A 26,695-nucleotide genomic window follows, 5' to 3' on the forward strand; every position below is an offset into this window, starting at 1 on the left:
GCATGACGCACGACAGCGCAGAGAGACGAGGACAACGATGTCCACGAGCAGCCAGCTCCTCAGCCGGCGCTCCTTCGGCAGGCTGGCGGCAGGAGCCGTCGGGACGGGGGCGCTCAGCGCGTGTACGACCGGGGGCGGCAAGCCCTCCGCCGACACCCCGCTGCGGATCATGGCGATCAACCACGTGTGGTCGCAGGCGATCCGGCGCAGGACGAAGGAGTTCGAGGAGCGCATCGGCCGGCGGGTCTCCATGACCCTGCTCACCGCGGACCAGCTGGCGAGCAGTTACAACGTGAAGCTCAACGCCTCGGGCACGGACGTGGACGTCATGATGGTCCGCGCGCTCCAGGAGCAGCTGCTCTTCGCGCACAACGGCTGGCTGGCCGACCTGAGCGACCGCGTCGCGCAGGACGAGGAGTTCGCCTGGCCGGACTTCCAGAAGGCCCCGCGCGACGCCTCCGTGTCAGGGGGCAAGGTGCTGAGCGTTCCCGTGGTGACCGAACGCCCGGCGCTGTACTACCGCAAGGACCTCGTGGAGGACCACGGCGGGCCGCCGCCCACCCTCGAACAGCTGATGGCGACCGCCCAGGAGCTCACGGACAAGAGGAAGGGCTTCTACGGCTTCGTGGGCAGGGGCCAGCGCAGTGGCGCCGTTTCCCAGTGGTCGAGCTTCCTCTACTCCCACGGCGGGGACTTCGTCGTCGGGGGCAGGTCGGGCATCGGTACGCCCGAGGCTCTGGCGGCGTACGAGTACTACGGCCGGCTGCTGGCGAGGACGGGCCCGCCCGGTGCCACCAACATGAGCCTCGAACAGGCCATGCCGATCTTCGCCCAGGGCAAGGCCGCCTTCTACATCGACGCCGACGCGATCTACAGCAGTTTCCTGGACCCCCAGGTGTCGACCGTGCGCGAGACCGTCGGCTTCGCTCCCTTCCCGGCCGGGCCGGCGGGCGCCCGGCCGCACAACATCCCGTCCTGGAGCCTCGGCATCAGCAAGTTCAGCCTGCTGCGCGACGACGCCTGGGAGTTCATCCGGTGGGCCGCCGGCCCCGGGATGACCGCGGACCTCCAGAAGGACGGCATCCCGGGCGCCCGCACCTCGGTGTGGTCCGACCCGCGGTCCCTGGCCTCCTTCCCCCCGGATCTCGCCGAGGCCATGCGGCTCAACGCGGAACGGGGCCTCGGCTACGACCGGCCTCGCGTCCTGCAGGTCGGCCGGGCCCGGGACATCGTCGGGCGGCCCCTGGTCGCGGGCATCCTCGGCAACGACGTACGGCCCGTGGCCCGTGACGCCGACGCGGAGTTCGCCGGCTTCCTCGTCCGCGACAACCGCCACAAGGAGTCCTGATGTCCACCACCGAGGTCTCCCCGGCACGTCCCGCCGCCGCGTCCGGAACCGGTCCGGCCCCCGCACGCCGCCCGCGTACCTTCGCACAGGCCAACCGGAGGCTGAAGTGGGCGATGCTCACCCCGGCCCTGCTGTTCGTCGGCCTGATGATCGTCTTCCCGCTGGTCTACACGATCGACCTCAGCCTGACCGACGCCTTCGGCGCGGTGAACGCGGGCAAGGGGTACGTCGGCCTGCAGAACTTCACCGACGCCCTCGGTGACACCCGCCGCTTCTGGCCGGCGGCACAACGCACCCTGGTCTTCACCCTCGGGGCGGTGATCCTGGAGACGGTCCTCGGTCTCGCCCTGGCGATGCTCATGCGCAAGCCGTTCCGGGGCATGCGGTGGGTGCGTACGGTCCTGATCATCCCGCTGCTCACCACACCGGTCGCGATCGGCATCCTCTGGCTGCTGATCCTGGATCCCACCAACGGCATAGCCAATCACCTGCTCGCCGGGATCGGGCTGCCCCGCCAGGAGTTCCTCGGCTCGGTCAGCCAGTCGCTGCCGACCCTCATGCTCATCGACGTCTGGCAGTGGACGCCCATGATGACGCTGCTGCTGCTCGCCGGGCTGACCACACTGCCCGAGGAGCCGGAGGAGGCGGCGCGGGTCGACGGGGCCAACGCCTGGCAGAGGTTCCGGCACATCGTGCTCCCCATGCTCGGTCCGACGCTCGCGACCGCGCTGGTGCTCCGTGCCGTGGACGCCCTCAAGACCTTCGACATCCTCTACGCCACCAAGGGTGCGGGCGGCGGCTCGGACTTCGAGGTGGAGACCCTGAACGTCTACGCCTACGGGCTCACCTTCGACTACCAGGAGTACGGCCTGGCCGCCGCCGTCCTGGTCCTGTTCACGCTCTTCATCATCGGCGTCGTGGTGCTGCTGCGCCGCCGGGGCGGAAGGAAGACCGCATGAGTGCCACCGTCTCCCCCGTACCCGTCGCGGCGCACCTGCGACGGCGCACAGCCGGATCGTGGCTGCGCGGCATCACCATCGGCGTCGTGACGCTCGTCTTCGCGCTCCCGCTGGTGTGGATGTTCGCCGCCGCTTTCAAGACCAACGTGCAGGTGACCGATCCGTCCGTGGGGCTGTGGTTCAGCCCCACCCTCGAGAACTTCCGGAACATCGTCGAGGCCGGGCAGATCCTGCGGTCCATGGGCAACTCGCTCCTGGTCGGCGTGGTCTCCACCGTGCTCTCCGCGGTGATCGCGGTCCCGGCCGCGTGGGCGGTCGGCCGGTTCGGCATGCACCGCACCGGCTCGCTGATCCTGGTCGCCCGCATCGTGCCGGCGATCTCACTGCTCGTCCCCTGGTACTACCTGTTCGCACAGATGGGCCTCGTCGGCTCCTACACCGTGCTGATCCTCAGCCAGATGTTCGTCTCCGTACCGCTCATCATGTGGATCATGATCAGCTTCTTCGCCGGTCTGCCGGTCGAACTGGAGGAGGCCGCGCGCACCGACGGGCTGAGCGCCTTCGGAGCGTTCTGGCGCATCGCGCTGCCTCTCGCGGCCCCCGGCACGGCGACGGCCTCCCTGCTCGCCTTCGTCTTCAGCTGGAACAACTTCATGTTCGCGCTGATCTTCGCCGACGACCGCACCCAGACAGTGCCGGTGACCCTCTTCAACTTCATCTCGTACGCCAGCACCGACTGGGGCGGTCTGATGGCGGCCGCGACGCTCATCACCGTCCCCGTCGTCCTGGCCGCCGTCCTCGGACAGAAGTACCTGGTGGCCGGCCTGACCTCCGGCGCCACCAAGGGCTGACCGGCCCTCCCCACCGCATCCGGAAGAAAGAACTCCATGAAAATCGTCGACGCCAAGGTCCTCGTCACCAGCCCCGGCCGCAACTTCGTCACCCTCAAACTGACGACCGACGAGGGTCTCACCGGTCTCGGGGACGCCACGCTCAACGGCCGGGAACTGGCCGTGGTCAGCTATCTCGAGGACCATGTGGTACCCCTCCTGCTCGGGCTCGACCCGCACCGGATCGAGGACACCTGGCAGTCCTTGTACCGCGGTGCCTACTGGCGGCGGGGACCGGTCACGATGGCCGCGATCGCCGCGGTGGACGTCGCACTGTGGGACATCAAGGCGAAGGCCGCGGGCCTCCCGCTCTACCAGCTCCTCGGCGGCGCCAGCCGGGACCGCGTGGGAACCTACGGCCACGCCAACGGCCGTGACATCCCCGAACTGCTCGACTCGGTACGGGCCCGTCTCGCCGAGGGCTACCCCGCCGTCCGCGTCCAGTCCGGCATCCCCGGGCTGAAGGCGGTGTACGGCGTGTCGAGCACGGACGCCGACGGCTCCCCCGTGCTCCACCAGCAGGCCCGGCCCCTGGTGGAGGACTGGGACACCGACGCCTATCTCCGTCACATGCCGGACGTGCTGGAGGCGGTGCGCGCCGAGTTCGGCCCCGAACTCCCGCTCCTGCACGACGCCCACCACCGGCTCACCCCCGTCCAGGCGGCCCGCCTCGGCAAGGAACTGGAGCCGTACCACCTCTTCTGGCTCGAGGACTGCACCCCCGCGGAGAACCAGGAGGCCCTGCGCACGGTCCGCCGCCACACCACGACGCCGCTGGCCGTCGGCGAGGTCTTCAACACGGTGTACGACTACCAGGGGCTGATCACCGAGCAGTTGATCGACTACGTCCGCTCGGCCGTGACCCACTTCGGAGGGGTCACCCCCCTGCGCAAGCTCTTCGACTTCGCCGCGCAGTACCAGATCAAGAGTGCGATCCACGGTCCGGAGGACATCTCCCCGGTGGGCATGGCGGCCGCCGTCCACCTCGACCTCGCCGTACACAACTTCGGGATCCAGGAGTACTCGGGCCACACCCCGCTGACCGAGGAGGTCTTCCGCCACGCCTACACCTTCGAGGACGGCCACCTGCACCCGGGCGACGCCCCGGGGATCGGGGTGGACCTCGACGAGGACCTGGCGGCCGCGCACCCCTACGAAGCGGCGTACCTCCCGGTCAACCGGCTGCACGACGGGTCGGTCCACGACTGGTGACCTGCCCCGGGGCAGGGCGCGCACACCGGCATCGGCGTTCCGTACCCCGCCGGCCGGCGCGACAGGGCCGGCCGGGGCCCGGGCCTCTTCGTCACGTACCGGGCGCGATCCGGTGCAGCCGTACGTCGGTGAGCCGGGCGTCCGACACCTCGGCGGTCATGTACGTGCAGTACGGCTGACGCCGACGGTCGGTCGGCGAGCCGGGATTGAGCAGTCTCAGCCCGCCGGGGGCCGTGGTGTCCCACGGAATGTGGCTGTGCCCGAACACCAGGACGTCGAGGTCGGGAAAGCGGTCCGCACACCGCTTCTCCCGCCCCTGCGACGCCCCTGTCTCGTGCACGACGCCGAAGCGCAGTCCTCCGCACTCCACGCGTGCCACCTCGGGCAGCCTGGACCGCAGTTCGGGCCCGTCGTTGTTGCCGGACACCCCCACGAGGCGGCGTGCGCGGGCCTCGAACAGGTCCAGGGTCGCCACATCCACCCAGTCACCGGCGTGCAGGACGACATCGGCCGCACCCATCTCCGCCAGCAGGGGCGGGGGCAGCCGCCTGGCCCGCCGGGGCAGGTGGGTGTCCGATGTCAGCAGCAGTCGCACAGCCACACTCCCGGTCCGTTCGCTCGGCCACCGGCACCTCGTGCCGGTCCATGATTCTCCGTCGGGCTACCGGTCGATCGCCACACGGGGACGCGCCCGACGCGTCATTACCGTACGCACCATGGACAACACCCCGCTCTGCGGCTAACTTCTCCGATGGTTTGACAACGATGTCACGACGCCTCTCCCAAGGAGCAGTGATCGCCGATGGTGTCCCGGAGAACCCTTTTGCAGGCAGGCGGAGCGGCCTTCGCGGCCGGTGGGCCGGGGATCGCCCTGCCCGACCGGGCCGACGCGGCCGAGAGCGGCGCGGCAGCACGTCTCCTGCCGTCGTTCGGCGGCCCCACCCACCTGGACGTCGCCGACGTCAGCTCACTGGGCGGGGCCGATCAGCTCCTGCTGACAACGCTTCAGGGAGTGGTCAACCGGCGCCGTCCACGCCTCTACTTCAACTTCGACGCAGGTGAGGTCGACCTGCGGTGGCTGCCGAGCACCGGTGCCTCGGTCACCCGCCACGACGACGCGCTGGATCTCTTCGCCCGCTACCGCGGCGAGACACGCGGTGCGGTTCTGCACGACCCCGCCGTTCCTGACTCGGTGAACGTGGCGACGACGCTGGCCGGCCTGGAGAACGCCGTCGTGGCCACGGCCGAACAGGCCCGTGACCACCGGCTGAGGACCGTCGCCGATCTGCGGGGCCGGTTCGACGCGGACGACGTACTCTCCACGTACCGCTGGCAGCTGGACCGGCTTTTCCCCCGCTGCGCCCACACCCTGCTGGCGGGGCTCCCGCCCACCCGGACGGTGCGGAACGAGGGTGTGCGGTGGCGCGAGATCGCGCGGGAGACCGGACGCGTCCGCGACGCCTCCAACCGGCAGGTCCGCACCTTCGACCTGAGCGCGGAACTCTCGGGCGGGGACGCCCTCTACCTGCGCTTCCAGGACTCGCTGGGCGACGACGGCTGGGGCGCGTCGGTCGGTTCGGTCGAGGTGACGGCCGACGGCGGCCGGGTGATCGCCTCCTTCGTCCCCGGTACCCCCGCCGAGGTGCCGTACCTCTTCGACGGTTCCGGCTCCTCCATCGGTGACAACGCCAACCGGTTCTGCGACGGCAACGGGTCGTTCGTCTACCGCTTCACGCCCGAGGCGGGCACACGGCAGCTGTCGGTCGAGGTCGACCTGTGGAACCAGTTCCTCGTCTCCGTCACCAACACCCCGCCCACCAGGGTCGAGCCGTTCCCGTACTTCCGGGACTACGCCGTCGCGAGCCGGGCCATGGTCCTCTGGCTGCCTCCGTCCGGCGACACGGGGAAGCTCCTCGACGAGATCTTCGGCCGGGTGGAGCCCACGACCCCGTACGCGGGATGGTTCTCCGACGACGTGGCGGGAGAGTGGGGCGGCGTGGACCGGGCCTCGCGGCACGGCGTCGAAGTGGTGCCCGCCGACTTCTACATGAACGGCACCGTGCACGCCGGTGTGCCGACGAAGGTCCCGGACAAGATCACGCCGAGGCGGAGAGCGGCGCTCCGCAATCGCGTCCACCTCACCCTGACCGTCGGCGAGGGCGACAACATCCAGTACTGCCAGCGCCGCATGCGCACCATCTGGGACGACCCGGAGAGGGGGCGCTTCCCGGTCAACTGGACCGTCAGCCCGCTGCTCGCGGACATCGGCCCCGCCCTGCTGGCCCACTACCGGAACACCGCCACCGACAACGACCTGCTGATCGCGGGGCCCTCCGGCGCCGGCTACACCTACCCCGGGTCATGGCCCGAGAGCGCCCTGGACGCGTACACCGAGCTCACCGGACGCTTTCTGCGCCGGACCGGCATGGACCTCGTCCACGCCTACAACCCCCGCACCGCGGAAGGCGACGGATGGATCCCGTTCGATGAGCGTGTCGCCCGCTCGTACCGGGAGAACACCCCGGTACGCGGCATCATCCAGTCCTGGGAGACCGGCGACCTGCAGACGCGTCCGGCCGGACTGCCGGTGATCGGGAACTTCTACCCGCAGGGCAAGGCCGCGGAGTACCGGGACGGCCTGCTGCGGCACATCGAAGGCTGGGACGGCACCGCTCCCCTCTTCATCGCCGGTGCTGTCAACGCCTGGAGCTGGACACCCGGCGACATCGCCGAGCTCTGCGACCTGCTCGGCGATCCGTTCGAAGTGGTCCGCGGCGACACCTTCTTCGACCTGCTGGACCGGGCAGGCCGACGCGCGTGAAGCGGCGCGGTCCGGAAGGCCCGGGGACCCCCTCGTGGGGGGACGCGCACACGGCCGGGTGATGGCCCGCTCCGGCGGGGCGTCGGCGGTTGTGCCGACTCCGGGAACGGCGGATTGTGGAAGGGACGAACGGGGGCTGGTCGGGTGCAATGACTTCTTGGAACACGGAACGGAGTGCCGACTTCCGCGGTCCCCTCGACGTCACCTGGGCGGCCACGCTGGTCGTGGACGCCCAGGACGACGTCATCGGGTGCAGCCCCGCGGCGGCACGGCTCCTGGGGTGCCCGGCGCACGACGTCGTCGGCCTGCCTCTGACGACGTTCCTGTCACCCGGACCGACTCCCTCCGCACACCGTCCCCCCACCCGGTTCCGGGGGAACGCGGTCCGCGTCGCCCGCCGTCGGGACGGACATGAGGTGATCGTGGCCGTGGCGACATGCCCGCTTCCGGGGGCCGGCGCGGCGGAACGGGTCGTCGTCGCGGCGGAACTGGAGGACCTACGGCTGTGGGAGTCCCGGCTGGCCCTGCTGCACGGGCTGACCACCCGGTCACCCGTCGGCCTCGCCATCTACGACAACGATCTACGTCTGACCTGGTGCAACGCGGCGTTCGAAGAGGAGATAGGACGTCCGCTGGCCGATTTCCGCGGTTCCCGGGCCGATGAGCTGTACTTCGGGGGACGTTTCGTCAGCCAGGGGCACCCGCCCACGCTCGACGCGGTCATGCGGCACGTCCTGGACACCGGAGAGGCCTTTCTGGACCTGCACTTCCAGGGCCGGCCCCCGAGCGACCCGGAGACGGACCACCTCTGGTCCTGCGCCTATTACCGGCTCCAGGACTCCGACGGAAACGTGTTCGGAGTGTGCGAGGACACCTTCGACATCTCCGACCGCTACAGGGCCCAGCAGCGGCTGGCCCTCCTCGTCGAGGCCGGCCGGGGAATCGGTACCGCCCTCGATGTGCTCGCCACGGCCGAACAGATCCCCGAGGTGGCCGTACCGGAGTTCGCCGCCACAGTGACGGTCGACCTCTCCGAAGCCGTGCTGGAGGGCGAGATGCCCGCACCCGGCGACGCGGCGGCCATGTCGCTCATACGGGTCGCCCAGCGCTCGGCGGGGGACGCCGGCCGACGTCCGCCTTCTGCTCCGCACGTCGACCGGTCACCCGTGCGATACCCGCCCGGTTCGCCGCAGGACCGCAGCCTCTCCTCCGGCGGACTGGTGCTGGACGACACGACGTTGGTCGTGCCCCTCCGGGCCGGGAACAGCTCGCTGGGACTCGTGACCTTCGTCCGCGGCATCCACTCGGCCGTCTTCGACGGCGGCGAAGTGGCGCTCGCCGACGAGCTGGCCGCCCGCACGGCGGTGTCCATCGACAACGCCCGCCGCTTCACCCGCGAACGCGCCGCCTCCCTCGCCCTCCAGCGCCAGTTGCTGCCCCGGCACGTGCCGAAGCAGTCCGCGGTCGACGTGGCCTACCGCTACCTGCCCACCGATGCCATGACCGGGGTCGGCGGTGACTGGTTCGACGTCATCCCGCTGTCCGGGACCCGGGTCGGACTGGTGGTCGGGGATGTCGTCGGCCACGGTCTTCAGGCAGCCGCCACGATGGGACGACTGCGCACGACCGTACGCGCGTTCGCCCAGATGGACCTGGACCCCGTCGAGCTGCTGTCACGGCTCGACGATCTGGTGAGGCAGACGGCGGAGGAGCAGTGGGGCGGGACGGGCTCGGCCGACGGCGCCCACTTCGACGTGACCACGGGGGCGACCTGTCTCTACGCGGTCTACGACCCGGTCTCCCGCCGTTGCGTCATGGCCAGGGCCGGACACCTGCCGCCGGCTGTCGTGCCCCCGGAGGGCGGGCCGTCCTTCCTGGACCTGCAGGCCGGCCCGCCGCTGGGGCTCGGCGGACTCCCCTTCGAGCCCCTGGAGACGGAACTGCCGGCGGGCAGTCTGCTGGCGCTCTTCACCGACGGCCTGGTCGAGTCACGCGACCGGGACATCGATCGCGGGCTCGACATCCTGGGACACGTACTCGGCGACCAGCGGGCGCCACTCGACGAACTGTGCGACCGGGCCGTGGGAGAACTCCTGCCGAACGGGTCGGCGGCCGACGACACCGCTCTGCTCCTCGTCCGCACCCGCGAACTGGGCGCTTCGCAGGTGGCCGAGTGGGAGATGGACGCGGAACCGGTCGCCCCGGGCCGGGCCCGGGAGCTGGCCACCGCGCAGCTGCACGACTGGGGACTCGAGGAGTTGTCGTTCGCCACCGAGCTCGTCGTCAGCGAGCTGGTGACCAACGCCGTCAGGTACGCCGAGGGGCCTCTTCACGTGCGCCTCATCCGAGACCGCACCCTCCTGTGCGAGGTCGCGGACACGGGCCACACCTCCCCCAACCTGCGCCACAGCGGCGAGGACGACGAGGGCGGGCGCGGCCTGTTCATCGTGGCGCAACTCGTCCAGAGGTGGGGGACGCGCTACACCCGCTCCGGCAAGACCATATGGACCGAACAGGCCTTTCCCACGGACCGCTGACCGGCAGACAGGGGTGTCACCCCCGTACCCTCACGGACCGGACCGGACCGTGTCGGTGCGGGGTGAAAGGATTCGGCCGTGCTGATCGAGGGATACCACCACGCCCCGCTGGTTGCGGGCGATTCGCTGCCGGCCCGCCCGGGCTTCTGGTCCAACCACCTGTTGCCGATGTGCGGCGGCGAACCGGGCGCCGCGAGTCCCGTCCCGGAGTGGTTCGGCGATGACGGCGCCGACACGGATGCCCTCTCGGAGACCCTGTTCAACACCGGACGCTGGCCGGTCCTCCGCCTGCCCGTGGCGGACGGTCCGGGAATCGTGGTGGTGTACCGCAACCTCGTCGGCGACCACGGCATCGACTACCTCCGCCTCCACCCGGGCCGGAGTGTCCCCCAGCGGCTCGGAAGCTGGGAGGGAGACCTCTCGGGTACCGGGCTGACGTGGCATGAGCTGCAGCGCGTCGCCGCCACCCCGTCCCCCTCGGCCGAAGGCGTCGAGGACCCGGACGCCCGGCTGCTCCTGCTGCTTCCCCTCCTCGCCGACCCGTACGTGTCCGAGGCGGCACCGGCGACACTCCGCACGGCTTTGATCGCGTGCGGAGCTCCACGGGACACCGCCGCGGAGACGGCGGCGCGTCTGCTCGCCCATCTGACGAGGAGACCGGGACACGACCGCGCATGGGCTTCGCCGCTGAGCGGCAGTCCGAGGGACGGCAGCGAGATACCTGCGGAGCTCTGACGCGCCGGCCCCCTCTCCGACCGTTCGCCGGAGAAGTGCATCCGGGAGTCACGGTGTTCACATGTCCACTTCGAGGGACGGCTCTCCACGGGCCGGCAGTTCGGGCCGGATTCCGGCCTTCGGGCGGACACGCCCTGTCCGCCCGAAGGCCTTTTCGATGGAGTGGGTGCGGGGATGGTTCCGGGGTAGTCGAGCCGGTACAACGGCAAAAACGGCTCAGCTCGGAAGAGCCGGGCACCTCGGGACGTGCGGCGGCGACGTCGGCGCCACAGGTGGCATCGGGGCCCTGACGACCCAGGCTCCGATTGCCGTCCCTGCGTCGCGGCTCTCATGCCGGCGCCGTCGGACGGGAGCCGGCCATGAGGCCGGTCGGTCGCAGAGGCCGGCACCCGCGCACCCGAGACGACCATCGACAGTGTCGAGGCCGATCCGGCCGAGACCGAGGAAAGGGCATACCGATGAAGGAAGAACCCCGGGCCGACATAGGCACTCCGGTCCCCAACGCCAACAGCCCCGAGGAGCTGCGCGAACAGGCCGAGCGCACCCGCGACGAACTCGGGAAGACGGTCGAAGCTCTGGGAGCGAAGGCCGATGTCAAGGCACAGGCGAAGGAGAAGACGGCCGCCGCCAGGAAGCAGGCCTCGGAGAAGGCCTCCCTGGTGGCGGATCAGATCCGTGAGAGGGCGGAGCAGGCCACGGACCTGATGAAGGAGAAGACGCCCGATCCCGTCCTGGAGAGGACGGCCCAGGCCGCCGCGCAGGTACGGGAGACCGCGAGCAAAGCAGGACAGTACGCGGCGGACAAGGCTCCTGACCCGCTGCTCGAGAAGGCGGGCCGGGCTACCTCGGTGGCACGGGCCAACCGCAAACCGCTCCTCGCGGGCGGTGTCCTGCTCGCCGTCGTCCTGCTGGTGCGCCGCGCCAGGGGACGCCGATGAAGGCTTCCGCCATCGCCCCTCATGGCTGCGCCGGATCTGACGGGCAGCCGTCCGGCTGACCCTCGCGTCGCCGGTCCCGGTCTCCCGGTGGGCGGACAACAGCTCGGGCGGTCGTGGGCGGTGGCGGCCGGGACCGGTCGCCGGGACGGCGACGGACCCGGCCGCCAGGTGGTCCCGCCCGCCCCCGTCTCCTTCGTCGTCGGTGGACACCGGCGCACGTGGGTGGAGCCGGGCGAAAAACCTCCTGGATACGGACATATGACTGCCGCTCAGCGGGTAGCCCGGCGGAGCGCCCGCAGGGGCCTGCCGCTCTATGGGTACGGTGCTGTCCATGCAGATCAACGGGGCGAAGCAACAACGAGGGCACGTACTCCTGATCGCGGGAGACAGCGCCACCCGGCGCCGCACGGTTCAGGTGCTCCCGTCGAAGAACCTCGCGGCGCTGTCCATGGTCCCCGTCTCCACCCTGCTGGGCAGCAATGTGCCGAGCGACACCACCTACCTCGACGGCATCCACGACCAGAACGCACTGCAGGTACGGCTGCGCACAGCCGCCGCGACCCCCGGCCCGCTGCTCGTCTACCTCTCCGGCCGGCTCACCACCGACCGTCGGGGACAACAGCTCTATCTCGCCCTCTCCAGGACCACGACCTCCACCGCCCGCTACACCGCGCTCCCCTGGGAATGGCTGGGCATGGAACTGCGGACCCGCCCTCAGGGGCTGACCACCGTGGTCTTCGACCTGGCGGCGGACAAGGCGACATGGCCTCTTCTGCGGGAGTACGGGACGCTGCCCGCCTCGACGGCGGCGGAGGTGTACGGCGTCGTCACCCCGCCCGGGTTCGCCGGGGACGAGGGGGTGAGTCCGTACACCCGGCACTGGATCGAGCAGCTGCGCCATGCCCCGGAGCGGCCGTCGAACTCCAGGCTGCACGCTCTGACCGTGGCGTCCGCCGCTCTGCCCCCTGGGGCGTTGATCCTCCCGGGCATCCGGGAGATCACAGCGCCGGGGTACGCCTTCGGCCATCCGGCGGCGGACGAGCGGCAGGGCTTCACGGAGAGCCCGGCCCCCCGGCCGGTGGTTCCCCGGCCCGCTCACGAGCCGGACGCCGGCCGAGCGGCCGTCCAGGCTCCGCGGACGGGCACCGTCGTCGTCCCGCAGACCGCTCCCGCGCCGTCACCTCAGCCGCTGCCCGCCCACCCGGTCTTCGTGGCCGAGGACCCCCGTCCCCACATCCACGCCCTCGCACAGTCGGGCCGGCACACCGAGGCCGCCCAGATGGCGCAGATGTGGGAGCAGTACATCCTCCAGACCGACGGTTTCGACTCGCCGAAGGCCACGGAGTGGGTGGAGATCCGGGCCGACCTCGCCAAGATGTCCGGCAATTTCCTGCTCGCGACGCAGCTCTGGGTCGGCGCCGGGCGGACCAGGCTCGTGCACCAGTCGCCTGACGCCCCGGAAGTCCTCTCCGCGGCCAGGAGCGCCCACTACTGCTGGACACAGTTGCGGGACGCCGCCAGGGCGAGGGAGTGCGGCCCCGAACTGATCAGCCTGCTGCGGGCGCTCCCCTCACTCGACCACAGGCACCTGACGGTCGCGCAGCAGCGGCTGGAGTACCTGCACGACGCACCCGGCGGGGGCTGACCGTACGTCGACGGCCGGCCGGAGGGCCCCTCGGATGCCGTCGGTCCGGTCCGGCGACCGACGTCCGTCCCGCGACCGTCGCTCGTCAGGAGGGCTGCTCACGTTCCTCGAGTGGGTCGGCCATGCTTCTGCCGACCCGAGCGGCCGTTTCACGCAGCCAGATGTGTGCGGCGTCGTGGGTGTGCACGGGATGCCACCACATCGCTTCCTGCAGCGGCACCGCTTCGTACGGCGGCTCCAGCACCCGCACTGCGGCAAGCGGCGTCAGCAGGCGGGCCAGGCGGGACTGGATCAGGGCGATGCGCCGGGTACCTGCCACCAGCAGCGGCAGCAGCTGGAAACTGTCGACCGAGACCTCCACTCGCGGTTCGACACCGAGCATTCCGAGCTGACGCACCGCCGGGGCGTCGTAGGTGCGCTGGTAGGTGACCCACGGCAGCCGGACAAGGTCCTGGCGGCTGAGCCGGTCCTCCACACTCGGGTGGTCGTCCGCGACGAGGAAGACCCAGCTGTCCTGGTAGAGGTCGGTGGCAGGGAAGTCGCTGACGATCCCGTGCGGCATGAGCAGGCCGTCGGTGGTGCTCAGCAGCGTCGCCGTGTCGTCGACGACGGAGGTCGAGGGCTGGGTGAAGCGCAGGCGGATGCCGGGAGCCTCATCGTGCACGACGCGGGCGAGCTCCGTGCCGAACACGGCGACGGCGTAGTCCGACGCGACCAGTTTGAACTCCCGGCTCTCGTCGGCCGGATCGAAGTCCGCCTGGCTGGCGAACAGGCGCTCCAGTACGTCGTACGCGTTCGACGTGCGGTCGAGCAGGACCTGTCCGAGCGCGGTGAGTTCGTAGTGGCCGCCGACGCGCGCGAGCAGGTCGTCGCCGAAGTGCCGGCGCAGTCGGGCGAGGGCGGCACTCATGGCCGGCTGGCTGACCCCGACGCGTTGTCCGGCGCGGGTGACGTTGCGCTCCTCCAGCAGAGAACGCAACGCGACGACGAGATTGAGGTCCAGACTGGCCAGGTTCACGGGCTCTTCCCTTGCGATATTGCGCCTACCAGGGTGAATAAACACCATGGATGACAAGCATCCATACAATCTATTTCCCTGATCTCGGGTGGCCGGTCCAGATTGGTCACATCGCAATCAGGAGGACATGCCCGTGAAACCTGAACCCACGTCCGCGCTCTTCGCCGGACCGTTCGCCCTCGCCACGCTCTCGGCCCCGGGCAGGCCCGGGTTCCCCGCTCTCGTCACGCCCGATGCCCGGGTACTCGATCTGCGAGCCGCTCTCGGGGACACCCGGCTCACCGTCCTGAGACTTCTGGAGGCCTGGGACGCCCTCCTCCCCCGGCTGGAGGCACTGGCCGGCGCCGGCGGACCGGAGCGTGAACTGCTGGCCGGCTTCCGGGTCCACGCTCCCGTCGAGGCACGCCAGATCTTCCAGTCGGGTGCGAACTACCGCCAGCACGTGATCGACCTGCATGTCGCCCACCGGGCACCCGGCGACGACCGTTCCGAGGAGGAGCGGCGCGCGGAAGCCGCGGAGATCATGGACCGCCGGGCGGTCGAGGACCTGCCGTACGTGTTCATCGGTCTGCCGAGTGCGATCACCGGTCCGTACGACGACGTCCTGCTCCCGGCATGGGCCCGGAAACCCGACTGGGAACTGGAGTTGGCGGCCGTCATCGGCCGTCCCGCCCACCGGGTGTCCGTCGAGGAGGCGCTCGGTCACGTCGCCGGATACACCATCGCCAACGATCTCACCGATCGCGGTACGGTCTTCCGCCGGGACATGCCGCAGATCGGAACGGACTGGCTGCGCAGCAAGAACGCCCCGGGGTTCACCCCGCTCGGCCCCTGGATCGTACCGGCCGCGTCGATCGCCGACCCGGGCGATCTGCGGGTGACGCTGAAGCTGAACGGCGAGACCATGCAGGACGAGACCACCAAGGACATGATCTTCGATGTCGCGCGTGTGGTTTCGTACGTCTCGCAGACCGCTCGCCTCCTCCCCGGCGACCTCGTGCTGACAGGAAGCCCGGCCGGCAACGGTATGCACCGGGGCCGGTTGCTGCGCGACGGTGACGTCATGGAGGGGTCGGTCACCGGGCTCGGTGAACAGCGCACCCGCTGTGTCGCGGAGGAGTCGTGACCCTCGACCGCACGGATCCCGAGGGCGCGATCGCCGAGGCCGCCAGGACGTACTCCAACTGGGGCCGCTGGGGTGAGGACGACGTGCTCGGTACCCTCAACTTCCTCGACGAGGCCAAGCGCCGCCAGGGAGCCGCACTGATCCGTCGGGGTGTCAGTTTCTCGCTCTCCCAGAGCTTCGACATGAACGGCCCGCAGAAGGGCTGGCGCCGGCGCACCAACCCCGTGCACACCATGCTCGACACCGGCACCGACGCCGTCGTCACCGGACAGGGCTTCCCGCACGGACTCGGCGGCGCCGACGACGTCATAGCCATGCCGTTGCAGTGCTCCACCCAATGGGACGGGCTCGGGCACATCTTCGACCACGGCAAGGCGTGGAACGGCCGCCCGGCGGAGAGGGTCGTCACCTCCGAAGGTGACCTGGTCACCGGCATCGAACACATGGCCCCGCACGTCGCGGGACGCGGAGTGCTCCTGGACGTCGGCCGTGTCATCGGTGAGGACGGCGAACTGCCCGACGGCTTCGCGGTCACCGCGGAGCATCTGACGGCCACGGCCGAGGCCCACGGTGTGAGCGTCGGCCGCGGCGACATCGTCCTGGTGCGAACCGGGCAGCTCACCCGGGTCCGCCGTGACGGCTGGGGCGAGTACGCCGGCGGCCCGGCACCCGGCCTCTCCTTCACCGCGGCGGGATGGCTGCACGGCACGGAGATCGCCGCGATCGCGACCGACACCTGGGGCTTCGAGGTGCGGCCCAACGAGTTCGAGCACGCCTTCCAGCCGCTGCACCAGGTCGCCATCCCCAACATGGGCCTGCTCATCGGGGAGATGTGGGATCCGGACGCACTCGCCGAGGACTGCGCGGCGGACGGTGTCCACGACTTCTGGCTCACCGCGGCCCCCTTGCCGATCACCGGAGCGGTCGGCAGCCCGGTCAATCCGATCGCCGTCAAATAACACACGGAACAAGGGAGTTCCCATGAACAGTGCCCGTACGGTCCTGGTGGTCGGCGGCGGCGCGGCCGGTAACGCCATCACCGTCCTGCTGCGCCGCGCCGGTCTCGACGTGGACCTGATCGAAGCGAAGGACGACTGGAACGCCACCGCGGGTTCCGGCATCACGCTCCAGGGAAACGCCCTGCGCGTCCTGCGCGAACTGGGCGTGTGGAAGCAGGTGGAGGCATCCGGCTACGGCTTCGGGTCGGTCGGCATCACGGCCCCCGACGGCACCGTGCTGCATGCCCAGGAGGACATCCGCAGCGGCGGCGACGACCTGCCGGCCACTGTCGGCATGCAGCGCCCTCGGCTGCAGCGGATCCTGATCGACGCGGTCCGGGCGAGCGGGGCCCGGGTGCGCCTCGGCGTGAAGGCCACCACGTTCGACCAGGACCACGGGGGCGTCACCGTCCGCTTCACCGATGGATCCGAAGGCCGCTACGACCTGGTGGTCGCCGCCGACGGCCTCGGCTCCGCCACCCGCGCCGCCATCGGCATCACCGCGAAGCCGGAGCCGACCGGCATGGCCATCTGGCGCGCAGCCGCCCCGCGGCCGGAGGGCCTCGTCCGCACCGACCTGGCGTACGGCGGTCCGGCCCACATCGCCGGATACTGTCCCACCGGTGCCACCACTCTCTACGCGTACGTCGTCGAGACCAACCGCGACCGGGCGTCCATCCCGCCGGAGACCTACGCCGACGAGATGCGCCGCCTGGCCTCCGCCTACGGGGGCTTCTGGCCGGAGATCACCGAGCACATCACCGACCCCGCGCAGGTCAACTACACGTGGTTCGACCGCATGCTGGTCGAGGGATCCTGGCACCGCGGCCGTGTCGTGCTCATCGGCGACGCCGCCCACTGCTGCCCTCCCACCCTCGCGCAGGGCGCCGCCCTGTCCCTGGAGGACGCCTGGGTGCTCGCCCAGATGCTGACCGCCACCGAGGACTGGGACGACGCGCTGCTCCAGGCCTACTACGAGCGCCGCGTCGCCCGCGTACGCCCCGTCGTGGAAGCCTCGGTACAGATCGGGCAGTGGCAGCTCGACGGAGTACGCGATGCAGATGTGCCCGGTCTGATGGGCAGCACCATGACGATGCTCAGGGAGCTGCCGTGACCTCGCCGACCGTGGACGTGCACGCGCACATCCTGATCCCTGAAATCGAGGCGCTGGTGGCCGGACTGCCCGGCCTGGCGGAGGCCAGGGAGCTCGACGCCCGCCGTAACGGCCCCGCGGCTCTCGCCGTCAGCGGCCCGATGGTGGGTGAGCGGGTCCCGCGGCTGACCGACACCGCCGTACGCCTTGCTGCCATGGACAAGCAGGGTGTCGACATACAGCTGATCAGCCCCTCCCCCTCGCACTACCACTACTGGGCGGACGAGAACACGGCGGACAAGGTGTACCGGACCGCCAACGAGATGACGGCCGCTCACTGTGCGGCCGCCCCCGGCCGCCTGTACGGACTGGGGCTGGCACCGCTCCAGCACCCGGGCCAGGCGGTGCACGCCCTCGACCACGCCCTGGAGCGGGGACTGCTCGGCGTGGAGATCTCCAGCCACGCACCGGGACGGGAACTGTCCGACCCGGCGTACGAACCCTTCTGGTCACGGGCCGAGGAGACGGGCGCGGTCGTCTTCCTGCACCCCTTCGGCTGCACCCTCGACGAGCGCCTGGACCGGTGGTACCTGTCCAACACGGTCGGTCAGCCCGCCGAGAACGCCGTGGCGCTCTCCCACCTCATCTTCTCCGGGGTCCTGGACAGGTACCCGGGCCTGAAGCTGATCGCCGCACACGGCGGGGGCTACCTGCCCACCCACATCGGCCGCTCCGACCACGCATGGTCGGCACGCACCGACGCCGGTGCCGGATGCGCCCAACCGCCGAGCAGCTATCTCAAGCGGATCCACTTCGACTCCCTCGTCCACGACCCGCGTGTGCTGAGTTCACTGATCGACGTCGCGGGTGCGGACCGGGTCCTGCTCGGGTCCGACTTCCCCTTCGACATGGGGACCGAGGACCCGGTCGGCGCCCTGCGCGCCGCGCGGCTGTCCACCACCGACTTCGACGCCGTACGCGGCGGCAACGCCGTGGCCCTGCTGCGACTCGCCCGACCTCAACGAGGAGGAACACCATGAGCGCACGCCTGCTCACCCACCTGCGTCACGTCGACCTGGCGGTGCCCGACTACGACAAGCAGCTCGACTTCTACGCCGGCGTCTGGGGCCTCACCAAGGTCACCGAGGACTCCGGGATCTCCTTCCTGGCCGCCGAGGGCTCTCCCGAGCAGTACGTCGTACGGCTACGCAAGGCCGTGGAGAAGCGGCTCGACCTCGTCTCGTACGGCGCCGCGAGCCCGGGCGACGTCGACACCCTCGCCGAACGGCTCCTGGCGGGCGGCGTGCAGCTGATCTCGCGGCCCGGCACGGTGGACACCCCTGGTGGTGGCTACGGGTTCCGCTTCTTCGACGTGGACGGCCGCACCATCGAGGTCTCCGCCGACGTCGAGGTCCGGCAGCACCGGAAGATCGAGGAGAAGGAGGCCATCCCGGTCAAGCTCTCCCACGTCGTCCTCAACTCCCCCGATCTCAACCGCACCCGTCAGTGGTACGAACGCCACCTCGGCTTCGCCCTCTCCGACACGCTCTCCTCACCGCACATGGGCGAGGTCATGCACTTCATGCGGATCAGCAACCAGCACCACTCCATGGCCATCGCCCAGGGCCCGCACACCGCCCTGCACCACGTCTCCTTCGAGATGCGCGGCATCGACGAGTACATGCGCGGATCAGGCCGGGTCATGCGCGCCGGTCACCGCAAGATCTGGGGGCCCGGCCGGCACATGGCGGGCGACAACACCTTCACGTACTTCCTCGACCCGCACGGCAACACCGTCGAGTACACCACCGAGCTGGAGAACCTCGACGAGGACACCTGGCACCCCCACGTCTACGACTTCTCCCGGCCCGAGGTCACCGACCAGTGGGGAACCGCCAACGCGATGAACGAACTCGTGGCGAAGGAGTCCTTCAACGACCCCGACCGCGGCGTCTTCTTCGCCCCGCCGGTCTAGCCCGGACGGCCTCGGCCAGGGGGCACGGCGGCCGTGCCCCCGGCTCCGACGCGCATTCCCCTCCACCGCCCCGTCACCGCACCCAGGAGCCTCACATGCGCTTCGCCAGCTACGAGCACCAGCACCGCCGCCGTGTGGCCGTCGTGGAGGAGGACGGCACCTTGTACCCCCTGCCGGGTGTCACCTCACTCACCGCTCTCCTGAAGGAGGCCGACGGGCTGCCGGGGCTGCTCGCCGCCGGTGCGACGGCCCTGGACGTCCCGCCCGGCCCGCACGTCTCCCGGGTGCGGCTGCTCCCTCCCCTGCAGCCCTCCTCCGTAAGGGACTTCGTGACCTTCGAGGAGCACGTCGAAGGCGTCCGCCGCGCCGTCGACGGCGCGGCCGGCGTTCCCGAGCAGTGGTACGCGGCACCGACCTTCTACTTCACCAACCCGCACGCGATCCACGGCCCTCACGACCCGGTTCCGATGCCCCCCGGATCGTCGGTGCTCGACTTCGAACTGGAGGTGGGCGCGGTGATCGGCCGCGAGGGACGTGACCTCACCCCGGAACGGGCCCGTGACCACATCGTCGGCTACACCGTCTTCAACGACTGGTCCGCCCGCGACCTCCAGTCGGCGGAGATGAAGGTCGGTCTCGGCCCGTGCAAGGGCAAGGACACCGCCACCACGCTCGGCCCCTACCTCGTCACCGCCGACGAACTGGAACCGTACCGCGACGCCGAAGGGCTGCTGCGCCTCGCGCTGACCGCCGAGGTGAACGGTGAGGTGATCGGCACGGACCTGCTGTCCAACATGAGCTGGACCTTCGAGGAGATGGCCGCCTACGCCTCGCGCGGCACCCGGGTCGTACCGGGTGACGTGCTGGGCTCAGGTACGTGCGGTAACGGCGGGTGCCTCGCCGAGCTGTGGGGCGTACGCGGCGAACAGACCCCGCCCCCGCTCGAGCCGGGTGACACCGTGAGCCTCACCGTCGAGGGAATCGGCACCCTGACCAGTACGGTCGTGTCCGGCGTGGCACCCGTTCCCCTGCCCGCCGGCCGACGTCGCGATCGGGAGCGGCCGTGAGACCCGGCATCCAGCACCTGGCGCCGCCGGAGCCGCGGCAGGCGACGTTTCCCGTCCGCGACCCGGCACGCGCTCTCGCCGCACCGGACGCCGCTGCTTCATGGGATACGTCGCCTGCCGCGGCAGCAGGTCCGCGTCAGGCGGACGGGGCCTCGGTCCGGGCCGGGGTCGACGGGACCTCGCCCTCGTCGAGAGCGATGTCCTTCGTCTCCTTGCCGATGAGGAGCGCGGTCAGGGTGAGGACGGCCATCACGGAGAGGTAGACGCCGACGAGCCACGGGGAGCCGTCGCCGGCCTCCCAGAGGGCGACCGCGACGAACGGGGCGACGGCAGCGCCGAGGATGGAACTGACGTTGTAGGCGATGCCGGAGCCGGTGTAGCGGACGCTGGTCGGGAAGAGCTCCGGGAGCATCGCGCCCATCGGGCCGAACGTCGTGCCCATCAAGGTGAAGCCGAGGACCAGCCACAGGACCACGCCGAGCGTGCCCAGGTTGATCAGCGGCACCCAGACCAGGCCGAAGACGATGATGCCGACGGTTACCCAGGCGAGGGTCCTGCGGCGACCGTACTTGTCCGCGAGCGGGCCGGAGATCAGGGTGAACGCGGCGAAGAACAGCACACCGAAGATCATCATCAGGACGAACGTGGTGTAGCTGTAGCCGAGGCCCGGGACGTCCGCGTCCTCGGCGGTGCGGCCGTAGCTCAGCGAGAACGTCGTCATCAGGTAGAAGAGGACGTACGTCGCCAGCATCGCGAAGCTGCCCAGGACCAGCTGCTTCCAGTGGTGACGGAAGACGGTGGCCAGCGGCAGCTTGCGGACCTTGCCGGTCTCCTGCGTCTTCGCGAAGACCTGTGACTCGACCAGGCGCATGCGCACCCACAGACCGATCGCGACCATGACGGCCGAGAACAGGAACGGGATCCGCCAGCCCCAGCTCAGGAAGGCGTCGGAGGGCTGCGAGGGGTCGGCGCCCGCCGCGGAGGGCAGCAGCGCGCCGATGATCAGGAAGAGGCCGTTGCCGATGATGAACCCGAGCGGGGCGCCCAGCTGCGGGAACGTGCCCCACAGCGCGCGCTTCCCGGGGGGTGCGTTCTCGGTGGCGACCAGGGCCGCGCCGCTCCACTCGCCGCCGAGCGCGAAGCCCTGGGCGAGTCGCATCAGTACCAGCAGCGCCGTGGCGGCCCAGCCGGCTTGCGCGTACGTCGGCAGAACGCCGATCAAAAAGGTGGCGATGCCCATCGTGAGCAGCGAGGCCACGAGGGTGCCCTTGCGGCCGAGACGGTCGCCGAGGTGTCCGAAGACGATCGCGCCGATCGGGCGGGCGACCATCGCCGCGCCGAACACCGCGAAGGACGAGAGCAGGGCCGTGGTCGCGTCGCTGCTCGGGAAGAAGAGTTTCGGGAAGACCAGGACCGCGGCGGTCGCGTAGACGTAGAAGTCGTAGAACTCGATCGTCGTGCCGATGAGGCTGGCGATCAGGACGCGGGACCGCGAGTTGACGGGTGTGGCCGGGGACTGTGACGGGGCCTGGGCGGGCCCGGTGGTGGGAGCGTACATCTCTGGGGCTTTCCCACGAGGGCGTAGTACGGCCGCCGACGTAGGGAGCGCCGACGCTCCCGCGCGGCGGTGCAGGTCCCCCTCGTGGCAAGGCCGCGCGACCCGTGCGGGCGCCGCAACGATCTCACGCATCTCACGGACCGGCTGAATTACGCCCAATATGTGAGACAACAGAGACCGTCACGGGCCCGCCGGGTACAGGCCCACTTGGCGTGGTGCGGCTGCGGACTGGGGTGTCGGCCACGCAGCGGCCCGCGCCGCCCGAGCGCTAGTTGACGGTGATGGTTCCGGTGCCGAGGTAGCCCCTGAAGCCCAGGTCCGTCTTGAGCCTGTCGATGATGTGGCTGTTCTGACAGGCGAAGGCACCGTTGAGCCTGGGACAGGAGCCCATGACCGACAGGGCGCCGCCTTCGCGAATCGTGTGCTCGAACGGGGGGGCAGTACACCTCCCTCAGATCGCGCAGGGACGACCACGTCGAGGGACAGCCGCCCCTCCTCATGGTTGTAGGCGGCGAAGTGCTTGACCTGTGCGATGGCGTGCCGGTGGCTGTCGCTCGGCACGCCAGGGCTGGTCGGCCGAGGGGGATTTCCGAGGTGTGGCTGTCAACGCCCCCGGATCCGGCACAAACGGCCTGCCGGATCCGGGGGTCGGCGCGACCACGCCGGTGCCGCACCAATCCGCTGCTCGCTCTGCGATCCAGCCTTCCAGCTGGTCGTGGAGGACGTACGTAGACCCGAGATGGTTCAGTTCCTGGAGACGAGGGGGGTCTTCACGGGGGTCGCCCGGTCCGCCTCGACGGCCCTGGCCGTCTCCACCGCTTCCCGGAAGGTGACGACCGCCTCGCCGTTCTCCCGCGCCCATGCGGTGAGCATCCTGATGGGCTCCTCCAGGGTTCGCCCGAGATCGGTGAGGGCGTACTCCACGCGCGGCGGCGCCTCGGCGTACGCGTGCCGCTCGACGAGCCCGTTGGCCTGGAGCCGGCGCAGCGTCTGGGTCAGTACCTTGCGCGAGATGCCCCCGCTCAGCTCGACCAGTTCGCCGTGGCGCAACGGGCCGTCGGTCAGCGCGAAGAGCGTGACCATGGACCACTTGCTGGCGATGATCTCCATGGCGAGGAGAGCGGGGCAGTCGGCCAGGAAGGCGGTTCCGGCTCGCAGGCTCATGCTCCGAAGGTTACCTGGAGGTACCTGACGGCCGCCTAACGTCGTCGAGGTGCGCACGCCCCTTTCCGCATCTCGCATGATTGAGGTCTCAGCCGTGTTCGTCTCCCTTGTCATCGTCACCGTGTTCATGTCGGCGGTCCTCCTGGTATCGGCCGGAGCCAAGTCACTGCGGACCCGGCACATCACCGAGCAGATGACCACCCTCGGGGTGCCGCAGAGCATGATGACTTACCTGATCGCTGCCCAGATCGCGGGGGCGGCCGGTGCGGTCGCCGGGCTCCGGTGGGGGCCTGTCGGAATAGCCGCCGCGATCGGTCTGACGCTGTATTTCGCCGGGGCGGCCGTCTTCCACCTGCGCGTCGGTGACCGAAAGGGCGCGCTTCCGGCGGCGGTCCTCACCATGGCCGCCGTCGCTCTGATCGTGCTGCGCGCTGCCACCCTCTGATTCGCTGACAACGCGGGCCAGGAAGCGATTGGTCGAGCCGGGTGGCCGACGACCCCCGCGGGCGTCGCCTTCAGCTGATACGGGCCGGGGAAGGAGGCCTCACCTCCTGGTGAAGACCCCGGCGGGCACGGAGTGCGGCGAACCCCGGCGCGTCGTGCGGGGACGACGCAGGCGGCTGAGTGAGAGGGCCCGTTGAACGGACACACACCCACCGCCGCCGTGCTCCACCCGTCTGTCCTCAACCGCGGTAGGTCTCCAGCAGCCTCAGCCAGATCTCGCTGATCGTCGGGTAGGCGGGCACCGCATGCCAGAGCCGCTCGATGGGGACCTCTCCGGCGACGGCGACCGTCGCCGAGTGCAGCAGTTCGCCGATGCCGGGTCCGACGAAGGTGACGCCGAGCAGGATCTGGCGGTCCAGGTCGACGACCATCCTGGCCTGCCCCTTGTAGCCGTTGGCGTACAGGCCCGAACCGGCGACCGAGGCCAGGTCGTAGTCGACGGCGCGGACCCGGTGGCCCGCCGCTTCCGCCTCGGCGAGTGTGAGGCCGACCGAAGCCGCCTCCGGGTCCGTGAACACGACCTGGGGGACGGCCGCGTGGTCGGCGGTGGCCGCGTGCGCGCCCCAGGGGTCCGTCTCGAGCAGGGGGGTCTTCTGCGCGCGGGCCGCGATCGCTGCTCCCGCGATGCGTGCCTGGTACTTGCCCTGATGGGTCAGGAGAGCACGGTGGTTGACGTCGCCGACGGCGTACAGCCAGTCGCTGCCCTGGACGCGGCAGCTGTCGTCGACGGTGAGCCAGGATCCGGGTTCCAGACCCACCGTGTCGAGGCCCAGGTCGTCCGTGCGCGGGGCCCGGCCGGTGGCGAAGAGGATCTCGTCGGTCTCCAGGCTTTCCCCGTTGTCGAGTTCGACTGTGACCGGCCCGTCGTGGCCCGCCCTGCTCACTGCGGTCGTCGAGACCCCGGTCAGGATCCGTGCACCGGCTTCGGTCAGCGCCTCGGCGACCAGCTCACCGGCGAACGGCTCCATCTTGGGCAGCAGTTGACTGCCACGGATCACCATCGTCACCTCGGCTCCGAGCCCCTGCCACACGGTGGCCATCTCCACACCGACCACTCCCCCGCCGACGACGACGAGCCGGCCCGGCACCTCCTTGGCACTGGTCGCCTCGCGGCTGGTCCAGGGCCGGACGTCCGCGATGCCGGGCAACGCGGGGACGACGGCCCGGCTGCCGGTGCAGACGGCGACGGCGTGCCGCGCGGTGAGGTGCCGCTCCGTACCGTCGGCGTCCGTGACGGACACCCGCCGGACGCCGGTCAGCCTGCCCTTGCCGCGGTAGATGTCCGCGCCGATGCTCTCCAGCCAGCCGACCTGGCCGTCGTCCTTCCAGTTGGAGGTCTCGTAGTCGCGGTGGGCGAGTACGGCGTCCACGTCGAGCGGTCCCTGCACCGCGCCGCTCAGTCCGGCCACACGGCGCGCGTCGGCCCGTGCGACGACCGGGCGCAGGAGCGCCTTGCTGGGCATGCACGCCCAGTACGAACATTCGCCGCCGATGAGTTCGGACTCGATCACCGCGGTGCTCAGTCCGGCGGCCCTGGCACGGTCCACGACGTTCTCGCCCACCGGTCCGGCCCCGATGACTACGACGTCGTATTCACTGCTCTGCACACCATCGATATCTGTCATGGGAACAGTGTCCTCGTGGGTGTGCGGAGCGGCCACATGGGCAGGCGGAATACCGCAAGAGACGTCACCGTTGTGCCGGACAGGTCCGAACGGTCCCAGGAAGAGGTAACAGAGTATGAGCACCGTAGAGCTCACCAAGGAAAACTTCGATCAGGTCGTGAGCGACAACGAATTCCTGCTGATCGACTTCTGGGCTTCCTGGTGCGGTCCGTGCCGGCAGTTCGCCCCTGTCTACGACTCGGCCTCCGAGCGCCACCCCGATCTGGTCTTCGCCAAGGTCGACACGGAGGCGCAGCAGGAGCTGGCGGCGGCCTTCGAGATCCGGTCGATTCCCACACTGATGATCGTTCGTGACAACGTGGCCGTGTTCTCCCAGCCCGGGGCGCTCCCCGAGGCGGCGCTGGAGGACGTCATCGGCCAGGCGCGCAACCTGGACATGGACGAGGTGCGCAAGTCCGTCGAGGAGCAGAAGCAGGCGCAGCAGACACAGCAGGAGCCCCAGTAGTCCCTGCGGATCTGCGGCAGACGTGACGAGGGCCCGGCCGGGAAGGCCGGGCCCTCGTCACGCTCCGGTTCCGCAGGCCACGTGCTCAGCCCTTTCCCGGCTTCCCGGAAGCGGTGGCGCCCTCCTCGGGTGGTTCCGGCGCTTCGCCGCCACCGTCGTACTCCTGGGCTCCCCCCGTCCCGCGGATGCGTTCCGCGATCCGGACCGTGAGCCCGTAGTCGATCTCCGCACCGTCCACGAGCAGGGCCTCCACGGTGTGCGTGGAGGGATCGATGTCGGCCTCCATGCCTCCGCCCTCGTAACGCGGGTAACCCGACGCGCCGGTCTTCCCCGTGGCCGCCACGACTGCGGAGCGGATGGCGGTGCCGGGCTCGGGGCCCCCCGCGTCGGGCTCCTCCGGTTCGGGGAACAGCAGGATCTCGTAGCTCTGCGGATGGCTCATGCCGACGACGCTAGACATCCGGGCGCGGCCCCGCACGTCGTGGGGCCGGGTGGCGCCGGTCAGCCGGATTCGCGTGTCACCGCGGCGGGCCGGCGAGTACCGGCCAGATCGCCGGGTCCTCGAAGCCGAGTGCCCACAGCGCGGTCCCGGTCACGCCGTGCCTGCGCGGTGTGTGCGGTGACCCGGGTCTGGATGTCGTCGTACCAGCGGGCATCGGCGAGCGGCCCCGGGTCACCGCCCGACCGGTGCAGGTTGTATCCCATGATCCTGATGCGGTCGGCGACACGCCCGAGGGCCGCGTGGTCCCAGATGCGGCCCTCGGGCGTGGCGGTCCTCGGGAACACCGTGACCACGCACTGCTTGCCGAGGGAGTGCAGATGGTCGGAGGCCGTTCGGCCGTGGTGGGCGCGGGGTCTGACGGTCCTGGGGCGGTGGCCGGTTCGGGAGGTGGGTCCGGCGTGGCTGACGCCGTGCCAGGTGCCGTGGACAGCAGGGCCGCTGTGAGGAGTCCGGCGACGGTGACGGCACGGGCCAC

At 70.4% G+C, this 26,695-nt stretch carries 25 protein-coding genes; 17 read left to right on the forward strand and 8 right to left on the reverse strand.

The annotated features are described in order from the left end of the window. Positions 1-37 precede the first annotated feature (37 nt). Genes P8A20_RS01935 through manD form a run of 4 tightly spaced genes read left to right on the forward strand, consistent with a single transcriptional unit; the run spans position 38 to position 4,409 of the window. Positions 38-1,348 (forward strand): ABC transporter substrate-binding protein, encoded by a 1,311-nt coding sequence (locus tag P8A20_RS01935; protein ID WP_306102707.1) that lies wholly within the window; start codon positions 38-40, stop codon positions 1,346-1,348. After that, complete coding sequence (locus P8A20_RS01940; RefSeq protein ID WP_147961602.1) at positions 1,348-2,307, forward strand: carbohydrate ABC transporter permease; 960 nt, start codon at positions 1,348-1,350, stop codon at positions 2,305-2,307. The genes P8A20_RS01935 and P8A20_RS01940 overlap by 1 nt, the downstream gene beginning before the upstream one ends. Next, positions 2,304-3,158 carry a carbohydrate ABC transporter permease gene (locus P8A20_RS01945; RefSeq protein WP_147961603.1) on the forward strand — a complete coding sequence of 285 codons (855 nt, stop codon included), beginning with the start codon at positions 2,304-2,306 and terminating at the stop codon, positions 3,156-3,158. Before P8A20_RS01940 ends, P8A20_RS01945 begins: the two co-directional genes overlap by 4 nt. Before the next feature lie 36 nt (positions 3,159-3,194). Beyond that, a complete protein-coding gene (gene manD, locus P8A20_RS01950; protein ID WP_306102708.1) occupies positions 3,195-4,409 on the forward strand; it encodes a D-mannonate dehydratase ManD in 1,215 nt (404 codons plus the stop codon). 91 nt (positions 4,410-4,500) lie between these two features. Here the strand turns inward: manD and P8A20_RS01955 are convergent, their stop codons facing one another. Further along, the gene (locus tag P8A20_RS01955) at positions 4,501-5,004 is read right to left on the reverse strand and encodes a metallophosphoesterase family protein (RefSeq protein WP_306105102.1); all 504 of its coding nucleotides are present in this window, start codon (positions 5,002-5,004) and stop codon (positions 4,501-4,503) included. 228 nt (positions 5,005-5,232) lie between these two features. Between P8A20_RS01955 and P8A20_RS01960 the strand changes: the two genes are divergently transcribed. The 5 genes from P8A20_RS01960 (at position 5,233) to P8A20_RS01980 (ending at position 13,085) form a co-directional block, all read left to right on the forward strand. Then, positions 5,233-7,230 (forward strand): GxGYxYP domain-containing protein, encoded by a 1,998-nt coding sequence (locus P8A20_RS01960; protein ID WP_306102709.1) that lies wholly within the window; start codon positions 5,233-5,235, stop codon positions 7,228-7,230. Between the two features lie 149 nt (positions 7,231-7,379). After that, positions 7,380-9,767, forward strand: coding sequence for a SpoIIE family protein phosphatase (locus P8A20_RS01965; RefSeq protein WP_306102710.1), 2,388 nt, complete (start codon positions 7,380-7,382; stop codon positions 9,765-9,767). 78 nt (positions 9,768-9,845) lie between these two features. Continuing rightward, positions 9,846-10,502 (forward strand): hypothetical protein, encoded by a 657-nt coding sequence (locus tag P8A20_RS01970; protein WP_306102711.1) that lies wholly within the window; start codon positions 9,846-9,848, stop codon positions 10,500-10,502. 458 nt (positions 10,503-10,960) lie between these two features. After that, a complete protein-coding gene (locus P8A20_RS01975) occupies positions 10,961-11,440 on the forward strand; it encodes a DUF3618 domain-containing protein (RefSeq protein WP_306102712.1) in 480 nt (159 codons plus the stop codon). A 331-nt stretch (positions 11,441-11,771) separates the two neighbouring features. After that, the gene (locus tag P8A20_RS01980; protein WP_306102713.1) at positions 11,772-13,085 is read left to right on the forward strand and encodes a hypothetical protein; all 1,314 of its coding nucleotides are present in this window, start codon (positions 11,772-11,774) and stop codon (positions 13,083-13,085) included. Between the two features lie 85 nt (positions 13,086-13,170). Here P8A20_RS01980 and P8A20_RS01985 read toward each other — a convergent pair whose 3' ends face one another. Then, the gene (locus P8A20_RS01985) at positions 13,171-14,103 is read right to left on the reverse strand and encodes a LysR family transcriptional regulator (RefSeq protein WP_147961609.1); all 933 of its coding nucleotides are present in this window, start codon (positions 14,101-14,103) and stop codon (positions 13,171-13,173) included. A gap of 127 nt (positions 14,104-14,230) precedes the next feature. Between P8A20_RS01985 and P8A20_RS01990 the strand changes: the two genes are divergently transcribed. From P8A20_RS01990 to P8A20_RS02015, 6 genes are all read left to right on the forward strand, one after another. Further along, complete coding sequence (locus P8A20_RS01990) at positions 14,231-15,229, forward strand: fumarylacetoacetate hydrolase family protein (protein WP_306102714.1); 999 nt, start codon at positions 14,231-14,233, stop codon at positions 15,227-15,229. Beyond that, positions 15,226-16,188 carry a cyclase family protein gene (locus P8A20_RS01995; RefSeq protein ID WP_147961611.1) on the forward strand — a complete coding sequence of 321 codons (963 nt, stop codon included), beginning with the start codon at positions 15,226-15,228 and terminating at the stop codon, positions 16,186-16,188. The genes P8A20_RS01990 and P8A20_RS01995 overlap by 4 nt, the downstream gene beginning before the upstream one ends. A 22-nt stretch (positions 16,189-16,210) precedes the next feature. Then, positions 16,211-17,341, forward strand: coding sequence for an FAD-dependent oxidoreductase (locus P8A20_RS02000; RefSeq protein ID WP_306102715.1), 1,131 nt, complete (start codon positions 16,211-16,213; stop codon positions 17,339-17,341). Further along, positions 17,338-18,360 (forward strand): amidohydrolase family protein, encoded by a 1,023-nt coding sequence (locus P8A20_RS02005; RefSeq protein ID WP_187282273.1) that lies wholly within the window; start codon positions 17,338-17,340, stop codon positions 18,358-18,360. Before P8A20_RS02000 ends, P8A20_RS02005 begins: the two co-directional genes overlap by 4 nt. Further along, positions 18,357-19,295 carry a VOC family protein gene (locus P8A20_RS02010; RefSeq protein ID WP_306102716.1) on the forward strand — a complete coding sequence of 313 codons (939 nt, stop codon included), beginning with the start codon at positions 18,357-18,359 and terminating at the stop codon, positions 19,293-19,295. The genes P8A20_RS02005 and P8A20_RS02010 overlap by 4 nt, the downstream gene beginning before the upstream one ends. 95 nt (positions 19,296-19,390) lie before the next feature. Beyond that, the gene (locus P8A20_RS02015) at positions 19,391-20,362 is read left to right on the forward strand and encodes a fumarylacetoacetate hydrolase family protein (protein WP_147961615.1); all 972 of its coding nucleotides are present in this window, start codon (positions 19,391-19,393) and stop codon (positions 20,360-20,362) included. A gap of 136 nt (positions 20,363-20,498) precedes the next feature. Here the strand turns inward: P8A20_RS02015 and P8A20_RS02020 are convergent, their stop codons facing one another. The 3 genes from P8A20_RS02020 to P8A20_RS02030 all read right to left on the reverse strand — a co-directional run bounded on the left by P8A20_RS02020 (position 20,499) and on the right by P8A20_RS02030 (position 23,084). Next, positions 20,499-21,920 carry an MFS transporter gene (locus tag P8A20_RS02020; protein WP_306102717.1) on the reverse strand — a complete coding sequence of 474 codons (1,422 nt, stop codon included), beginning with the start codon at positions 21,918-21,920 and terminating at the stop codon, positions 20,499-20,501. A 268-nt stretch (positions 21,921-22,188) separates the two neighbouring features. Further along, positions 22,189-22,311, reverse strand: coding sequence for a hypothetical protein (locus tag P8A20_RS02025; protein WP_306102718.1), 123 nt, complete (start codon positions 22,309-22,311; stop codon positions 22,189-22,191). 353 nt (positions 22,312-22,664) lie between these two features. After that, positions 22,665-23,084, reverse strand: coding sequence for a winged helix-turn-helix transcriptional regulator (locus P8A20_RS02030; protein WP_147961617.1), 420 nt, complete (start codon positions 23,082-23,084; stop codon positions 22,665-22,667). Positions 23,085-23,178: 94 nt separating this feature from the next. On the opposite strand from P8A20_RS02030, the gene P8A20_RS02035 reads away from it, so the two are divergent. Then, the gene (locus P8A20_RS02035) at positions 23,179-23,529 is read left to right on the forward strand and encodes a DoxX family protein (protein WP_147961618.1); all 351 of its coding nucleotides are present in this window, start codon (positions 23,179-23,181) and stop codon (positions 23,527-23,529) included. Positions 23,530-23,767: 238 nt separating this feature from the next. Here P8A20_RS02035 and P8A20_RS02040 read toward each other — a convergent pair whose 3' ends face one another. Continuing rightward, positions 23,768-25,213, reverse strand: coding sequence for a dihydrolipoyl dehydrogenase family protein (locus tag P8A20_RS02040; RefSeq protein WP_306102719.1), 1,446 nt, complete (start codon positions 25,211-25,213; stop codon positions 23,768-23,770). A gap of 115 nt (positions 25,214-25,328) precedes the next feature. On the opposite strand from P8A20_RS02040, the gene trxA reads away from it, so the two are divergent. After that, entirely contained in the window at positions 25,329-25,718 is a 390-nt protein-coding gene (trxA, locus tag P8A20_RS02045; protein WP_147960989.1) for a thioredoxin, read from the forward strand. Positions 25,719-25,803: 85 nt separating this feature from the next. Here trxA and P8A20_RS02050 read toward each other — a convergent pair whose 3' ends face one another. Continuing rightward, positions 25,804-26,160: a hypothetical protein gene (locus P8A20_RS02050; RefSeq protein WP_306102720.1), complete on the reverse strand. Its 357-nt coding sequence runs from the start codon at positions 26,158-26,160 to the stop codon at positions 25,804-25,806. 59 nt (positions 26,161-26,219) lie between these two features. Beyond that, positions 26,220-26,513, reverse strand: a complete 294-nt coding sequence (locus P8A20_RS02055; protein ID WP_147960987.1) for a hypothetical protein — start codon at positions 26,511-26,513, stop codon at positions 26,220-26,222. Positions 26,514-26,695: the final 182 nt, after the last annotated feature.

The sequence above is a fragment of the Streptomyces sp. Alt3 genome, assembly GCF_030719215.1.
GTDB classification, from domain to species: Bacteria; Actinomycetota; Actinomycetes; order Streptomycetales; family Streptomycetaceae; genus Streptomyces; species Streptomyces glycanivorans.

Excerpts from the sequence above, each read along its gene's own strand:
- P8A20_RS01935 (WP_306102707.1), top strand. The coding sequence starts at position 38 with ATGTCCACGAGCAGCCAGCTCCTCAGCCGGCGCTCCTTCGGCAGGCTG.
- P8A20_RS01940 (WP_147961602.1), top strand. The coding sequence starts at position 1,348 with ATGTCCACCACCGAGGTCTCCCCGGCACGTCCCGCCGCCGCGTCCGGA.
- P8A20_RS01945 (WP_147961603.1), top strand. The coding sequence starts at position 2,304 with ATGAGTGCCACCGTCTCCCCCGTACCCGTCGCGGCGCACCTGCGACGG.
- manD (WP_306102708.1), top strand. The coding sequence starts at position 3,195 with ATGAAAATCGTCGACGCCAAGGTCCTCGTCACCAGCCCCGGCCGCAAC.
- P8A20_RS01965 (WP_306102710.1), top strand. The coding sequence starts at position 7,380 with ATGACTTCTTGGAACACGGAACGGAGTGCCGACTTCCGCGGTCCCCTC.
- P8A20_RS01975 (WP_306102712.1), top strand. The coding sequence starts at position 10,961 with ATGAAGGAAGAACCCCGGGCCGACATAGGCACTCCGGTCCCCAACGCC.
- P8A20_RS01980 (WP_306102713.1), top strand. The coding sequence starts at position 11,772 with ATGCAGATCAACGGGGCGAAGCAACAACGAGGGCACGTACTCCTGATC.
- P8A20_RS01990 (WP_306102714.1), top strand. The coding sequence starts at position 14,231 with ATGCCCGTGAAACCTGAACCCACGTCCGCGCTCTTCGCCGGACCGTTC.
- P8A20_RS02000 (WP_306102715.1), top strand. The coding sequence starts at position 16,211 with ATGAACAGTGCCCGTACGGTCCTGGTGGTCGGCGGCGGCGCGGCCGGT.
- P8A20_RS02010 (WP_306102716.1), top strand. The coding sequence starts at position 18,357 with ATGAGCGCACGCCTGCTCACCCACCTGCGTCACGTCGACCTGGCGGTG.
- P8A20_RS02015 (WP_147961615.1), top strand. The coding sequence starts at position 19,391 with ATGCGCTTCGCCAGCTACGAGCACCAGCACCGCCGCCGTGTGGCCGTC.
- P8A20_RS02020 (WP_306102717.1), bottom strand. The coding sequence starts at position 21,920 with ATGTACGCTCCCACCACCGGGCCCGCCCAGGCCCCGTCACAGTCCCCG.
- P8A20_RS02025 (WP_306102718.1), bottom strand. The coding sequence starts at position 22,311 with ATGGGCTCCTGTCCCAGGCTCAACGGTGCCTTCGCCTGTCAGAACAGC.
- P8A20_RS02030 (WP_147961617.1), bottom strand. The coding sequence starts at position 23,084 with ATGAGCCTGCGAGCCGGAACCGCCTTCCTGGCCGACTGCCCCGCTCTC.
- P8A20_RS02040 (WP_306102719.1), bottom strand. The coding sequence starts at position 25,213 with ATGACAGATATCGATGGTGTGCAGAGCAGTGAATACGACGTCGTAGTC.
- trxA (WP_147960989.1), top strand. The coding sequence starts at position 25,329 with ATGAGCACCGTAGAGCTCACCAAGGAAAACTTCGATCAGGTCGTGAGC.
- P8A20_RS02050 (WP_306102720.1), bottom strand. The coding sequence starts at position 26,160 with ATGAGCCATCCGCAGAGCTACGAGATCCTGCTGTTCCCCGAACCGGAG.